General features: G+C 73.8%; 13 protein-coding genes. 4 read left to right on the top strand and 9 right to left on the bottom strand.

What is annotated here, in order from left to right:
- Positions 1-269: 269 nt before the first annotated feature.
- The 8 genes from ACSBPG_RS04800 to ACSBPG_RS04765 all read right to left on the bottom strand — a co-directional run bounded on the left by ACSBPG_RS04800 (position 270) and on the right by ACSBPG_RS04765 (position 8,615).
- Entirely contained in the window at positions 270-1,139 is an 870-nt protein-coding gene (locus tag ACSBPG_RS04800) for an SMP-30/gluconolactonase/LRE family protein (protein ID WP_435535978.1), read from the bottom strand.
- Complete coding sequence (locus ACSBPG_RS04795) at positions 1,136-1,894, bottom strand: FadR/GntR family transcriptional regulator (RefSeq protein WP_435535977.1); 759 nt, start codon at positions 1,892-1,894, stop codon at positions 1,136-1,138. Before ACSBPG_RS04795 ends, ACSBPG_RS04800 begins: the two co-directional genes overlap by 4 nt.
- 28 nt (positions 1,895-1,922) lie before the next feature.
- On the bottom strand, positions 1,923-2,900 hold the full coding sequence (yjfF, locus tag ACSBPG_RS04790; RefSeq protein WP_435535976.1) for a galactofuranose ABC transporter, permease protein YjfF: 978 nt from the start codon (positions 2,898-2,900) through the stop codon (positions 1,923-1,925).
- Positions 2,901-2,903: 3 nt separating this feature from the next.
- Complete coding sequence (locus tag ACSBPG_RS04785) at positions 2,904-3,911, bottom strand: ABC transporter permease (protein ID WP_435535975.1); 1,008 nt, start codon at positions 3,909-3,911, stop codon at positions 2,904-2,906.
- Positions 3,911-5,434, bottom strand: a complete 1,524-nt coding sequence (locus ACSBPG_RS04780; protein ID WP_435535974.1) for a sugar ABC transporter ATP-binding protein — start codon at positions 5,432-5,434, stop codon at positions 3,911-3,913. Before ACSBPG_RS04780 ends, ACSBPG_RS04785 begins: the two co-directional genes overlap by 1 nt.
- A 206-nt stretch (positions 5,435-5,640) precedes the next feature.
- Positions 5,641-6,603 (bottom strand): galactofuranose ABC transporter, galactofuranose-binding protein YtfQ, encoded by a 963-nt coding sequence (gene ytfQ, locus ACSBPG_RS04775; protein ID WP_435535973.1) that lies wholly within the window; start codon positions 6,601-6,603, stop codon positions 5,641-5,643.
- 187 nt (positions 6,604-6,790) lie between these two features.
- Positions 6,791-7,519 (bottom strand): hypothetical protein, encoded by a 729-nt coding sequence (locus ACSBPG_RS04770; protein WP_435535972.1) that lies wholly within the window; start codon positions 7,517-7,519, stop codon positions 6,791-6,793.
- A 124-nt stretch (positions 7,520-7,643) separates the two neighbouring features.
- Entirely contained in the window at positions 7,644-8,615 is a 972-nt protein-coding gene (locus tag ACSBPG_RS04765) for a ribokinase (RefSeq protein WP_435535971.1), read from the bottom strand.
- Between the two features lie 91 nt (positions 8,616-8,706).
- On the opposite strand from ACSBPG_RS04765, the gene ACSBPG_RS04760 reads away from it, so the two are divergent.
- The 3 genes from ACSBPG_RS04760 (at position 8,707) to ACSBPG_RS04750 (ending at position 10,825) form a co-directional block, all read left to right on the top strand.
- Entirely contained in the window at positions 8,707-9,498 is a 792-nt protein-coding gene (locus ACSBPG_RS04760) for a GntR family transcriptional regulator (RefSeq protein WP_435535970.1), read from the top strand.
- Between the two features lie 307 nt (positions 9,499-9,805).
- Positions 9,806-10,147 carry a hypothetical protein gene (locus ACSBPG_RS04755; RefSeq protein ID WP_435535969.1) on the top strand — a complete coding sequence of 114 codons (342 nt, stop codon included), beginning with the start codon at positions 9,806-9,808 and terminating at the stop codon, positions 10,145-10,147.
- A gap of 72 nt (positions 10,148-10,219) precedes the next feature.
- The gene (locus tag ACSBPG_RS04750) at positions 10,220-10,825 is read left to right on the top strand and encodes a LysE family translocator (RefSeq protein WP_435535968.1); all 606 of its coding nucleotides are present in this window, start codon (positions 10,220-10,222) and stop codon (positions 10,823-10,825) included.
- Between the two features lie 18 nt (positions 10,826-10,843).
- On the opposite strand, the gene ACSBPG_RS04745 is transcribed toward ACSBPG_RS04750, so the two are convergent.
- Positions 10,844-11,842, bottom strand: coding sequence for a LysR family transcriptional regulator (locus tag ACSBPG_RS04745; RefSeq protein WP_435535967.1), 999 nt, complete (start codon positions 11,840-11,842; stop codon positions 10,844-10,846).
- Between the two features lie 195 nt (positions 11,843-12,037).
- Here ACSBPG_RS04745 and chvE point away from each other — a divergent pair, with 195 nt between their 5' ends.
- Complete coding sequence (chvE, locus tag ACSBPG_RS04740) at positions 12,038-13,105, top strand: multiple monosaccharide ABC transporter substrate-binding protein (protein ID WP_435535966.1); 1,068 nt, start codon at positions 12,038-12,040, stop codon at positions 13,103-13,105.
- The last annotated feature ends 43 nt before the right edge of the window (positions 13,106-13,148 follow it).

Genomic DNA, 13,148 nt, shown 5'->3' with positions numbered 1-13,148 from the left:
GGGCCGAGGGGGGCGGGGGCGGGTTCGCACATTTCCTTGGGTGATCCGACCTGACCCTCCCTCGGCTCCGCCGGGGGAGGGTGGCGCCGCAGGCGCCGGGTGGGGGCAGGGTTCCGCAAGACTACCTCAGGCCCACTTTGCAACACGGACGCGCTGGCGCCACCGTAATCACCTTGCCCCCACCCTCCCGCTCCGCGGGCCCCTCCCTCCCCCGGCGGGGCCGGGGGAGGGGAGAGGGCATCCATATCCTATGCGGTGCGGATCGCCCCTCACGCCGGGCGGAAGCGCGGCTCCGGCAGGCCGGGGACGTCGACCTCGGCGGCGAAGACGCCGCCGGCGTCGGGCTCGGCGCGGCGGCGGTCGGCGTCCAGGCCCTCCCAGGCGGTGGTGACGTAGAGGGTGCGCAGGTCCGGGCCGCCCAGCGCCGGGCAGGTCGGCTGCGAGACGGGCAGGGACAGCGAGCGCTCCTCGCTGCCGTCGGGGCGGTAGCGGGCGACCCGGCCGCCGCCCCACAGGGCGCACCACACATGGTCCTCGGCGTCGACCACGGCGCCGTCGGGGAATTCGCCGCGCCCGGACAGGTCGACGAACACCTCCGGCTCGCCGGCCGGGCGGCCGGTGGCGGGGTCGAGCGGCCAGCGCAGGATGCGGCCCGTCGGCGTGTCGGCGACGTAGCCGGTGCGGCCGTCGCCGGAGAAGCAGCAGGCGTTGGGGATCGACAGGCCGGCGCGCAGGCGCTCGACCGTGGCGCCGTCGTAGCGGTAGAGGGCGCCGAGCCCGCGCTCGCAGCGCCGCCCCATGGTGCCGACCCAGAAGGCGCCGCGGCGGTCGACCCGGCCGTCGTTGGAACGGGTGCGCGGGTTCTCGGCCTCCAGCGGCGGGCCGGGCACGGCGGTGCCGTCCTCCAGGTCGAACTCCAGGAAGCCGGTGGCGGTGGCGGCGATCACCCGGCGGCGGTCGATCCAGCCCAGCGCCGACACCGGCTCGGCGAAGCGCCACTGGCGCCGGTCGCCGCCGTCGCCGGCCATGGCGTGCAGTGTGCGGCCGGCGATGTCGACGAACAGCAGCTCGCCGCGCTCCGGGTGCCACAGCGCGCCCTCGCCCAGCTCGCAGGCGCAGTCGGCCACCAGCCTCATCATCGTCCCTCCCCCCCGTCGCTGTCGTCGGCGAGCGCGCCCGCCACCCGGTCGGCGCCGGAGCGGATGACCTGGCGCATGGCGGCGCGCGCGCCGTCCTCGTCGCCCGCCGCGATGGCGGCGGCGATGCGCCGGTGCTCCTCGGCCGAGGCCGCCAGCTTGGCCGGGTCGTCGGCCGGCGAGGAGATGCGGAAGGCGGCCGCCAGCGCCGCCTCGATCAGCGCGCTGATCGAGCGCATGAAGGGGTTGCCCGAGGCGCGCGCCACCACGAGGTGGAACTCCAGGTCGTGGTGGGCGAAGCTCGCCGCGGTGTTGGAGCGCGCCGCCATGCGCTCGGCCAGGCGGTGCAGCTCGGCGACGTCGTCGGCGCCGCGGCGGCGGGCGGCCAGCGCGGCGGCTTCCGGCTCCAGGGCCAGGCGGACCTCGGCCAGGCTGGCGAGGAAGCGGCGGTCGATGCCGCTCTGGATGTGCCAGGCCAGGGTGTCCGGGTCGAACAGGTTCCAGTGGGAGCGCTCCAGCACCCGCGTGCCGATGCGCGCCTTGGCCTGGATCAGCCCCTTGGCGGCCAGGGTCTTCATCGCCTCGCGCAGCACCGTGCGCGACACGCCGAAGCGGGCCAGCAGCACGGCGTCGCTGGGCAGTACGCTGCCGGCCGGGAAATGGCCGCCGATGATCTGCTGGCCGAGCTCGCGCACCACGTGGGCGTGGTGGGTGCGCGCCGCCGTCCGGCCCAGCGAGGCGATGGCGAAGGGGGTCATGTCAGGTCGCGCTCCCGGCGCTCGGTCATCACGTCGCGCCTCCGGCGCTCAGGCGGCGGGCCGACAGCCAGACCAGGCCCCGCTGCTGGACGATGAACGCGAAGAGCAGGGCGCCGATGACGATCTTGGTCCACCAGCTCGAGAGGGTTCCGTCGAAGACGATATAGGTCTGGATCAGCCCCTGCATCAACACGCCGATGAAGGTGCCGGCGACGAAGCCGGCGCCGCCGCTCAGCAGGGTGCCGCCGATCACCACGGCGGCGATGGCGTCGAGCTCCACCCCGACCGCCGCCAGGGGGTAGCCGGCCGAGGTGTAGAGCGAGAAGACGATGCCGGCGAGGCCGGCGGTGAAGCCCGACAGGGCGTAGACCGCGATCGTCGTGGCGCCGACCGGCACCCCCATCAGCTCGGCCGAGGCGCGGTTGCCGCCCAGCGCGTAGACGTTGGCGCCGAAGCGCGTGCGGTGGGCCAGCACGATGCCGGCCAAGGTCACCAGGATCATCGCCCCGGCGATCAGGGTGAACCGCCCGCCGCCGGGCAGGCGCCAATAGAGCTGGTGCAGGGTGTCGTAGAAGGGATGGGCGACCGGCAGCGAGTCGGTGGTGATGACGAAGGCGACGCCGCGGGCGAGGAACATGCCGGCCAGGGTGACGATGAAGGGCGGCATCTCCAGATGGTGGATCATCGCCCCCATGACCGCCCCGGCGGCGGTGGCGACGGCGAGCGCCAGGGCGAAGGCGGCCAGCGGGTGGATGCCCCATTGGCCGATGGCGACCGCCAGGAAGACGCCGGTGAAGGCGATCACCGAGCCGACCGACAGGTCGATGCCGCCGGACAGGATGACGAACGTCATGCCGACCGCGACGATGCCGAGGAAGGCGTTGTCGGTGAGCAGGTTGGCGACCACCCGGGTCGACAGCATGGCGGGGAACTGCAGGACGCAGAGCGCGTAGGCGAGGACGAAGATCGCCAGGGTGGCGAGCAGCGGCAAGGTGCGGGCGTTCATCGCTCAGCGCCTCCGGGCGCGCCAGCGGGCGGCCGCCGCCGTGGCGGCGCGGCCGGCCTGCGGCGACTGCAGGACGAGGATGGCGGCGACGATCGCCGCCTTGAGGATCAGGTTGAACTCCGGCTTGAAGCCGGAGATCAGGATGCCGGTGTTCATCGCCTGGATGATCAGGGCGCCGACGATCGACATGAGGATCGAGAAGCGGCCGCCGAACAGCGAGGTGCCGCCCAGCACCACCGCCAGGATGGCGTCCAGCTCCAGCCACAGGCCGGCGTTGTTGGCGTCGGCGCCGCGGATGTCGGCGGTGACGATCACCCCGGCCAGCGCCGCGCAGACGCCCGAGGCGACGTAGACGGCGACCAGCACGAGGCGGGCGTCGAGCCCGGCCTGCACGCTGGCGCGGCGGTTGACGCCGATCGCCTCGATGAAGACGCCCAGCGCCGTCCGGCGCACCAGCAGCACCGCGGCCGCCGTCAGGGCGGCGGCGATCACCACCGGCATGGGCAGGCCGGCGACGGCGCCCGAGCCGATGAAGGCCATGCCGTCGTCGACGAAGGTGACGATGGCCCCCTCGGTGACGAGCTGGGCGATGCCGCGGCCGGTCACCATCAGGATCAGCGTGGCGACGATCGGCTGGATGTCGAGGATGGCGACCAGCAGCCCGTTCCACAGGCCGCACGCCAGCCCGGCGCCGAGCGCGCCGGCCAGCGCCAGGGCCAGCGGCTGGCCGTCGGCGACCAGGGTCGCCGCCACCGCGCCGGCGACCGCCATCACCGCGCCGACCGACAGGTCGACGCCGCCCGACGCGATCACCAGGGTCATGCCGACGGCGAGGATCGCCACCGGGGCGCCGCGGTTCAGCACGTCGATCAGGCTGCCGTAGAGCCGGCCGTCGGCCACCGTGACGTCGAAGAATCCGGGGAAGGCCAGCCAGCTCGCCAGCAGGATGAGGGCGAGGGTGGCGACCTGCGGCAGGGCGCCGGTCCAGGCGCGCGACACGGTTCCGGGCATCACGCGGCCTCCGTTCCCGCGGCGTCGCCGCCGGCGATCATGCGCATGATCGCCGTCGTGCTGAGCGCGCCGCCCGGCAGTTCGCCGACGTGGCGGCGGTCGCGCAGCACGACGACGCGGCTGGAGTAGGCGACGAGCTCGTCGAACTCCGACGAGATCACCACCAGCGCCATGCCGGCGTCGCACAGCCGGTTGATCAGGCGGATGATCTCGGCGTGGGCGCCGACGTCGATGCCGCGGGTCGGCTCGTCGAGGATCAGCAGGCGCGGCTCGGTCGCCAGCCAGCGCGCCAGGATCACCTTCTGCTGGTTGCCGCCGGACAGCAGCTTGACCGGCTTCTCGATGTCGCCGGTGCGGATGTCGAGGGCGGCGACGAAGCGCTCGGCCAGCGCCGCCTGCTCGGCCCGCGGCAGCGGCCGCAGCCAGCCGCGCCGGGCCTGCAGCGCCAGCATGATGTTCTCGCGCACCGACAGGTCGCCGACGATGCCGTCGGTCTTGCGGTCCTCCGGGCAGAAGCCGAAGCCCAGCGCCACGGCGCGCCGCGGCGAGCCGATGCGGACCGTCCGCCCGTCGACCCGCGCGGTGCCGCGGTCGGGCGTGTCGAGGCCGAACAGCAGGCGCGCCGTCTCGGTGCGGCCGGAGCCGAGCAGGCCGGCGACGCCGATCACCTCGCCCGGCCGGATGGCGAGGTCGAAGGGCGCCACCGAGCGGCGCCGGCCGTAGCCTTCGAAGGCGATGGCGGGGGCGGCGCCGTCGCGCGGCGGCCGGCCGGCGCCGTGCTCGGCCGCCTCCAGCTCGCGGCCCAGCATCATCCGCACCACGGCCATGGGGTCGGTGTCGGCGACGGCCACCGTGTCGATGCGGCGGCCGTTGCGCAGCACGGTGACGCGGTCGGCCAGGGCGAAGACCTGGTCGAGGAAATGGGTGATGAAGACGATGCCGAGCCCGCGCGCCTTGAGGCGGCGGACCACCGCGAACAGGGTCTCCACCTCGGCGTGGTCGAGGCTGGCGGTGGGCTCGTCGAGGATCAGCACCTTGCCCGAGAGGTCGACGGCGCGGGCGATGGCGACGATCTGCTGGACCGCCACGGAGAAGCGGCCGAGCAGGGCCGAGACGTCGAGGTCGAGGCCGTAGCCGGCCAGCATCGCCCGCGCCCGCCGCTCCATGGCGCGGCGGTCGACCAGGCCGAAGCGGCGTGGCTGGCGGCCGAGGAAGATGTTCTCCGCCACCGACAGGTTGGGCAGCAGGTTGACCTCCTGGTAGACGGTGCCGATGCCCAGATCCTGCGCCTCGCCGGTGCCCTGCGGGGCGATCGCCGCGCCCTCCAGGTGGACGGTGCCGGCGTCGCTCCGGTGGACGCCGGTCAGCACCTTGATCAGGGTCGACTTGCCGGCCCCGTTCTCGCCGAGCAGCGCGTGCACCTCGCCGGCGCGCAGGGTGAAGTCGACGCCCTCCAGCGCCGTCTGGCCGAGGAAGCTCTTGGCGACGCCGGTCGCCTCGAGGAGGGGAGGGGAATGGGCCATGGCGGTTCCGTGGGGACGACCCTCCCCCGCCGCCGGCGGGGGAGGGTGGCCGCGACGCGGCCGGGTGGGGGCAAGGTGTTGCAAGAGCGCGGGCGTTCAGAGCGGGGAACGGGGGCGATCCCCGCCGGGACCCAGCCCCCACCCTTCCCATGCTGCGCATGGGCCCCTTCCCTCCCCCGCCGGGGGCGGGGGAGGGAGACGTCCGCTCAATACCCCATGCCCTTCTTCGCCTCGTAGACCTTCGCCGGGTCGTCGGCCTGGGTGTAGAGGCGCGATTCCGTCTGGATCCACTTCGGCGGCTCCTTGCCCGTCTCCTTGTAGGCGAGGATCGCGTCGAAGGCCGGGCCGGCCATGTTGGGGGTCAGCTCGACGGTGGCGTTGGCCTCGCCGTCGGCCATCGCCTTGAAGATGTCGGGCACCGCGTCGATCGACACCACCAGGATGTCCTTGCCGGGCTTCAGGCCGGCCTCCTTGATCGCCTGGATGGCGCCGACCGCCATGTCGTCGTTGTGGGCGTAGAGGGCGCAGATGCCGCGGCCGCCGTCCTCCGCCTTGAGGAAGCTCTCCATCACCTCCTTGCCCTTGGTGCGGGTGAAGTCGCCGGTCTGGCTGCGGGCGATGGTGATGTTGGGATGCTTGGCGACCACCTCGTCGAAGCCCTTCTTGCGGTTGATCGCCGGGCTGGAGCCGACGGTCCCCTGCAGCTCGACGACGCGGCACGGCTTGTCGCCGACCGTCTTGGCCAGCCATTCGCCGGCCACCCGGCCCTCGTGCACGGTGTCGGAGGTGACGGCGGTGAGGTACAGGCCCTTGTCGGCGTCGACGGTGCGGTCGAGCAGCACCACCGGGATCTCCGCCTCCTTGGCCTCCTGCAGCACCGTGTCCCAGCCGGTGGCGACCACCGGGGCGAGGAAGATGGCGTCGACCCCCTGGGCGACGAAGGAGCGGATCGCCTTGATCTGGTTCTCCTGCTTCTGCTGGGCGTCGGCGATCTTCAGGGTGATGCCGCGCTTCTCCGCCTCCGTCTTGGTGACCGAGGTCTCGGCGCTGCGCCAGCCCGATTCCGAGCCGATCTGCGAGAATCCGACCGTCAGGTCGGCCGCCTGGGCGGCCGAGACGACACAGACGCACGCCACCGCCAGCGGCGCCAGGCGCTTCATCGGGAACATCCGGTTTCCTCCCTCATGTTGGCCTAATGTTGGCCTCGCGTTGGGTGTGCCTCGGGGGCGCATGCGGGGCGCCGGGCCCGCTCCGGGCGGCTTTTTGTCGGCCGAGGTGGAAAAAGCATATTGTATGACTTTTTGAAACGCAAGACGGCAAACAGTCGGTGTTGGCAACGATGCGCGCGCGGGTCCCTCAGGGCGTGCGCAGCCCGTGACGGACGCTGAGCAGGGCGTGGACGAGCTCGGCCTGGCGGCCGGTCGCCGTCTTCTCGAAGACGTGCCGGAGATGGGTGCCGGCGGTGTTGCGGGAGACGCCCAGGCGGCGGGCGCACGCCGCCAGCCCGCCGCCGCCGATCAGCGCGACGGCGAGGGCGGCCTCGGCGGCGGTGAGGCGGAACTGACGCCGCAGTTGCGTCGCCGAGGGCGGCCCGAAGGTCGCGGGGTCGGCGACGAGCACCGCCGCCGCCGGGCCGGCGGACCGCTCCGCGGGCCCGCTCCCGGCGAGGCCGAGGCCGAGGACGGCGACGGCGAGCGGCGGGCCGCCCTCGGCCGTCGCCACGGGAAAGAACCGGTCGTCCGCCCCGGCGCCCGGCGCGCAGGCGGCGATGGCGTCCTTCAGCACCGCGCTGTCGCACGGCCGCGCGGCGTGCAGGACGCCGCCCTGCAGGCGCAGGCCCCGTTCCGCGGCGATCAGCTCGTCGGCCGCACGGTTGAGGAAGAGCACGCGCGCCGCGGCGTCGACCAGCACGATGCCCTGCTGCAGGCGGTCGAGCAGGGCGCCGAACGCCTCCGCCGGCAGGCCCGCCTCTCCGGTCGGGACAGGGGCCGGGACTGGGGCCGGGACGGGTGCCGCCGCCGCCGACCCGCGGGCGTGCCGCGGCGGCGGGCCGTGCCGCTCGTCCGCGGCGTTCCGACCAGGCATGGCGCTCTCCTCCGTGCCGCAGAAGGGAACGCCCAGCATAGGCGCGCCCGGAGCCTTGCGCCAGTCCAAAACAGATCCAATACCCATCCGATACCGCGCGGCCGCGGTCCCGCCGGCGGCGCTTTCAGGGGACGCCGGCGAGGAAGCCCTCCAGCTCCGCCCGGGTCGGCAGGGCGTCGAACACGCCGAGCCGCCGGGTGGTCAGCGCGCCGCAGGCGGCGGCCCGGCGCAGGCAGTCGGCCCACGGCCGCCCCTCGGCGAGGCCGACGGCCAGCCCGCTCGTGAAGGCGTCTCCCGCGCCGAGCGTGTCGAGCGTCGTCACCGGGAAGGCCGGCTGGTGGATGCGCGTGCCGTCGCGCCGGCACGCCACCGCCCCCTGCCGCCCCAGCGTGACGACGACCGTCTCCGGGCCGCGGCGCAGCAGCGCCCCGGCAACGGCCGCGGCTTCCTCCGGTCCGGCCCCCTCCGGTCCGGCCTCCTCCGGCCCGGCGGCATCGGCGATGCCGAGCAGCGCGGCGAGGTGCGCGGCCTCGACCCGGTTGAGCACCAGGATCGAGGTGTGCTCGAGGATGCCCGGGCCGAGCGGCCGCAGCGGCGACGGGTTGAGGAGCGTCGGCCGCCCGGCCGCCCGCGCCTGCGCGAAGGCTTCGGCGACCGGCGCGTCGGCGATCTCGAACTGCGCCAGCACCAGCGCGCTGCGCCGCAGGTTCGCCGCGGCCGCCCGCACGTCCGCCGCGGCGAGCGCCCCGTTGGCGCCGGGAAAGACGGCCAGGCAGTTCTCCCCGTCGGCGTCGATGAAGCCGATGCCGCTGCCCGTCGCCGTCGGGTAGCGCCGCAGGACGGCGGCGGGCAGGCCGCACCGGGCGACCGTCTCCTCGGCGATGCGCCCGAACGCGTCGCCGCCGATGGGCAGAAGCCCGTCCACCCCGGCGCCCAGGCGGTGCGCGCCCAGCATCAGGTTGAACCCCTTGCCCCCGGCCTCCAACGTAAAGGATTGAGCGCACAGGGATTCCCCTGGCCGGGGGAAGCGTGGTACCTTCGCCGAGCAGGCGGTGACGAAGCTTCCCAGGACGAACAGGGGAGCGGTCGACTCCATCCGGACCTCCACCATGTGAACCCCTATGGCACCGAGGCAGCGCCCTGTCGGAGAACGCGACGCGAGCGGCGGTCCCCCGTCGTCGGCCGGCGTGCCGTCGTCGTCGGCCGGCGTGCCGCCGTCGGGCGGCGGCTGGCCGTCGCTGCCGTCGCGCATCCACCTGCGGAACGACACGGCCAAGCCGCTCTACCAGCAGCTCGAGGAGCAGCTCCACGCGCTGATCCACAGCGGCACCCTGCCGGCCGGGACGACGCTGCCGGCGGAACGCCAGCTGGCGGAAAGCCTGGGCGTGAGCCGCGCCACGGTGCAGCGCGCCTATCATCGGCTGCGCCATCGCAAGCTGCTCAGCGCCCACGGCCGGCTGGGGTTCATCGTCCAGGGCGAGGGGCCGCGCCTGCACTCGGGCATGGACCGTCTGAAGGGGTTCACCGAGGAGATGCGCGAGCTGGGCCGGGTGCCGTCGGCCGACGTGCTGGAGAAGAGCGTCGTCCAGGACCGCTCGATCGCCTCGATCTTCGGGTTGCCGTCGACCGCCAGGCTCCTCAAGCTCGTCCGGGTGCGCCGCGGCGACGGCGTCCCGATGTCGCGGGAGACCGCCTGGTACCATCTCGACGCGGCGCCGGGCCTGGCGGACGCCGACCTGTCGCGGTCGGTCTACGCCTGCCTCGACGAGCGCTGCGGCGTCGCCCTCACCCACTGCGCGCAGACCGTCGAGGCGACGGCCCCCACGCCGGAGGAGTGCGCCATCTTCGGGTTCGCCGAACCGGTGCCCTGCCTGCTGATCAAGCGCCGCAGTTACGCCGCCGACCGCGGGATGATCGAGTACGTCGAGGGGCTGTTCCGCGGCGACATGTACACCTACCACCTCACGCTGAGCGTCTAGCCGCCGCCCGCGGCTCCCGCCGCCGCCGCCGCCGCCGCAGCGCCGCGCCGCCGGCGCCGCGGCGGGCGTCTTGGCGGCCGTACGAACCGGGACCCCCACCATGTCGACCGCAGCGCCCCCCGAACCGACGATCGGGGCAACGCTAAGCCGGCAATCGGCGGCGGGCCGCTGCGCAAAGGGGGGAGCGCCATCTCAGAAGGGGGTGCATCACGCGATCGCGCGATGCGCCGGGCCGGTTGCGATGGGCAGCTTTCGGCATCTTTTTGGAATGCCGCGGTGACGCGGCGGTGCCGGGAGGGAGATCGCGATGCGCACGCATGGGATGGAAAGAGAGGCCTGCCGGTCCGTCGCGGCCGCCGTCGTGGTCGCCGTCGGGGCCGCCGTCATGGCCCTGCTGGTCGCCGCGCCCGGCACCGTGGCCGCCGGCGAGGAGGCAGCCCCGCCGGCGCGGGCCGCGGCGTCGGGGCCGGCGGTGCGGCTCGGCGCGGCGACCGGGGATCCCGAGCGCGACACGGTGGCGCTGGCCGTCCGCCCGGCGCCCGCGGCGCCCCGGCCCGCCGACGCCGTTCGCGTCGGCCAGGGCCTGCGGCCGGACGGCACCGAGATCGGGCTGAACGAGGTGCCGCGCCCCTGGCTGATCCGCCAGTAGCCGCCGGGCGGGATCGGGACGGGCGGGACCGGGAAGGGCCGCCGGGAAGGACGGACGGTGCGGGCGGCCGACATGGACGACGTGTTCGCGGGCATGGTCCTGGGGTTGATGGTCGCCGCCCCGGTCGGGCCGACGGGAACGATGTGCATCCAGCGCGCGCTGGAGGGCGGCTTCCGCAGCGGCTTCGCGGCCGGGCTCGGGGCGGCCACCGTGCACGCCGCCTATGCGGCGCTGGCGGCCCTCGGCACCGTGCTGCTCGGTGCGCTGGCCCCGCCCCATTCCCGCGCCGTGGGCCTGGTCGCGGCGGCCCTTCTGCTCCTGTCCGGCTGCCGGACGCTGCGGCGCGGCGGGGTGCGGGCGGCGCCGGCGATGGCGCGGACGGCCCTGCTCGGCTGCTACTCCGCCGCCGCCGTCCTGACCCTGTGCAACCCGGTGACGGCGTCGCTCTTCGCGACGATGGTGCCGGCCCTGACCATGGACCCCGCCGCCCCGCGCGGCGCGGCGCCGCTGGCCGTCGGCATCTTCATCGGCTCGGCCCTGTGGTGGCTGGCCCTGAGCGCCGGCGTCAGCGTCGCGCGCCGGCGCTTCTCGGCGGCCGGGGTGCGCCGCATCAACGGCCTATGCGGCCTCTCGATGATCGGTTTCGCCCTGCTCCTGATCGGCCGGCAGGTGGGGTGACGGTCCCGGCCGGGCGCGTCACGGCGTCGCCGCGACGCGGTTCGCCGCGTCCGCCGTCCGGCGGCCTTGCGCGTCGAGCTGGCGCGACACCAGGTCGTGCAGGACCCGGGCGGCCGGGGTCAGCCGGCGGCCGGCGGCGAGCAGGAGGGCGTAGGGCTCGACCTCCAGGGACTCGCGCAGGCTCAGCGCCTGGATCGGGCTGCCCGGCGCCGCGAAGGAGCCGAAGAAGGCGGCGACCGAGCTGGCCATGGGCGCCACCGCGTTGGTCTGGTTGACCATCACCAGGGTCAGCAGGATCGACGAGGTGTTGAGCAGCTTGCGCGGCAGCGGGATGCCGGCGGCCACCAGCCGGGCCTCGATCGTCGTGCGCAGCAGCGTGCCCTCGAGCGGCAGCACCCAGTCGTAGTCCACGGTCTGCGCCAGCTCCAGCGGGCCGCGGCGCAGCAGCGGATGGCCGGTGCGCACGACCAGGCTGACCGGCTCCGGGGCCAGCACGCGTTCGCTGTAGAGGGCGGGGTCGTCGTGGCGCGGCCGCCGGGCGAGCGCGAAGTCGAGGGTGCCGTCGAGCAGCTTCGCCGTCAGCACGTCGCTGGTCGCCACCTCCATGTTGACGGCGATGCCGGGATGGGCGACGCGCGCCGTGCGGATCGCCGGCAGCATGTGCTCGACCGCCGGGCCGGTCACCGCGCCGATGTTGACGGTGCCGCCGTCGCCGGCGGCGATCTCCGCCAGCTCCCGCTCGGCCTGGCCGATCTCGTCCATCATGCGGCGGATGCGCTGGGCGAAGGCCTGGCCGCAGGCGGTGAGCGCGATGCCCCGGCTGGTGCGCTCGTAGAGCTTGACGCCGACGATCCGCTCGGCCTCGGCGGCCAGCCGCGACGCCGCCGGCTGGGAGATGCCGAGCGCCTCGGCGGCGGCGCTCATCTGCCCGGTCTGGGCCAGCGCCGCCAGCAGCCGCAGATGGCTGATCTTCAGGCCGCGGCGCAGGAAGCGGCTGTCGGCACCCGTCTCGTCCACCCCGATCCTCCCCCGGCGGTCGCCGCCGCCGCGTCATGATATAACATTCCGTGCATAGGAAGTTCAGATCTACTGATTTGACAGGCATAAGGCGCCGGGCCGATCCTGTCCAGCGAGCAAGGCACCGGGACCGGCGCCCGATGCATGCGGACGAGCCGCCGGACCAACGGCGCCAATTCCGATGGGGAGGATCACGTGAACATCGCCAAGACCGCCCTGGCCGCCCTGGCCATGGCCTCCATCCTCGTGTCCGGCGCGGCCGGCGCCGCGGACAAGGGGTACGTCGGCATCGCCATGCCGACCAAGTCGTCGGCCCGCTGGATCTCCGACGGCGAGAACATGGTCAAGTACTTCCAGGACGCCGGCTACGCCACCGACCTGCAGTACGCCGAGGACGACATCCCCAACCAGTTGGCGCAGATCGAGAACATGATCGTCAAGGGGGCCAACGTCCTGGTGATCGCCGCCATCGACGGCACCACCCTGTCGCAGGCGCTGCAGACGGCGGCCGACGCCGGCATCAAGGTGATCGCCTACGACCGCCTGATCCGCGACAGCGCCAACGTCGACTACTACGCCACCTTCGATAATTTCCAGGTCGGCGTGCAGCAGGCGGAGTCGCTGATGAAGGGCCTGCGCGGGCGCGGCCCCGGCCCCTACAACGTCGAGCTCTTCGGCGGCTCGCCCGACGACAACAACGCCTACTTCTTCTACAACGGCGCCCTGTCGGTGCTGCAGCCCCTCGTCGACAAGGGCGAGGTGGTCATCCCCTCGGGCCAGATGGGGATGGACAAGGTCGGCACGCTGCGCTGGGACGGCTCGGTCGCCCAGGCGCGCATGGACAACCTGCTGAGCGCCTACTACGGCGGCGGGCGCAAGCTGCACGGGGTGCTGTCGCCCTACGACGGCCTGTCCATCGGCATCCTGTCGTCGGTGAAGGGGGTCGGCTACGGCTCGGGCGACCTGGCGATGCCGATCATCACCGGCCAGGACGCCGAGGTCCCGTCGGTCAAGTCGATCCTCGCCGGCGAGCAGTACTCGACCATCTTCAAGGACACCCGCGAGCTCGCCAAGGTCACCGTCGGCATGGTCGACGCCCTGCTCAAGGGCGGCACGCCGGAGATCAACGACACCAAGACCTACGACAACGGCGTCAAGGTCGTGCCCTCCTACCTGCTGAAGCCGGTCCCGGTCGACGCCGCCAACTGGGAGAAGGTGCTGGTCGGCAGCGGCTACTACACCAAGGACCAGATCCAGAACTGAGGCGGGGTGCGCCGTGCCTCCCCCTCCCGTGCCGGGAGGGGGA

It is taken from the genome of Azospirillum sp. ST 5-10 (genome assembly GCF_051225715.1).
Taxonomy (GTDB): Bacteria; Pseudomonadota; Alphaproteobacteria; order Azospirillales; family Azospirillaceae; genus Azospirillum.
The sequence above is the reverse complement of the archived record's forward strand: the minus strand, read 5'-3'. Positions and strand labels throughout refer to the sequence as shown.

What these genes read in the sequence shown, in the direction of transcription:
- ACSBPG_RS04800 (WP_435535978.1), bottom strand. Translation starts at nt 1,139, where the DNA reads ATGATGAGGCTGGTGGCCGACTGCGCCTGCGAGCTGGGCGAGGGCGCG.
- ytfQ (WP_435535973.1), bottom strand. Translation starts at nt 6,603, where the DNA reads ATGTTCCCGATGAAGCGCCTGGCGCCGCTGGCGGTGGCGTGCGTCTGT.
- yjfF (WP_435535976.1), bottom strand. Translation starts at nt 2,900, where the DNA reads ATGAACGCCCGCACCTTGCCGCTGCTCGCCACCCTGGCGATCTTCGTC.
- ACSBPG_RS04785 (WP_435535975.1), bottom strand. Translation starts at nt 3,911, where the DNA reads ATGCCCGGAACCGTGTCGCGCGCCTGGACCGGCGCCCTGCCGCAGGTC.
- ACSBPG_RS04780 (WP_435535974.1), bottom strand. Translation starts at nt 5,434, where the DNA reads ATGGCCCATTCCCCTCCCCTCCTCGAGGCGACCGGCGTCGCCAAGAGC.
- ACSBPG_RS04770 (WP_435535972.1), bottom strand. Translation starts at nt 7,519, where the DNA reads ATGCCTGGTCGGAACGCCGCGGACGAGCGGCACGGCCCGCCGCCGCGG.
- ACSBPG_RS04750 (WP_435535968.1), top strand. Translation starts at nt 10,220, where the DNA reads ATGGACGACGTGTTCGCGGGCATGGTCCTGGGGTTGATGGTCGCCGCC.
- ACSBPG_RS04755 (WP_435535969.1), top strand. Translation starts at nt 9,806, where the DNA reads ATGCGCACGCATGGGATGGAAAGAGAGGCCTGCCGGTCCGTCGCGGCC.
- ACSBPG_RS04795 (WP_435535977.1), bottom strand. Translation starts at nt 1,894, where the DNA reads ATGACCCCCTTCGCCATCGCCTCGCTGGGCCGGACGGCGGCGCGCACC.
- ACSBPG_RS04765 (WP_435535971.1), bottom strand. Translation starts at nt 8,615, where the DNA reads ATGGAGTCGACCGCTCCCCTGTTCGTCCTGGGAAGCTTCGTCACCGCC.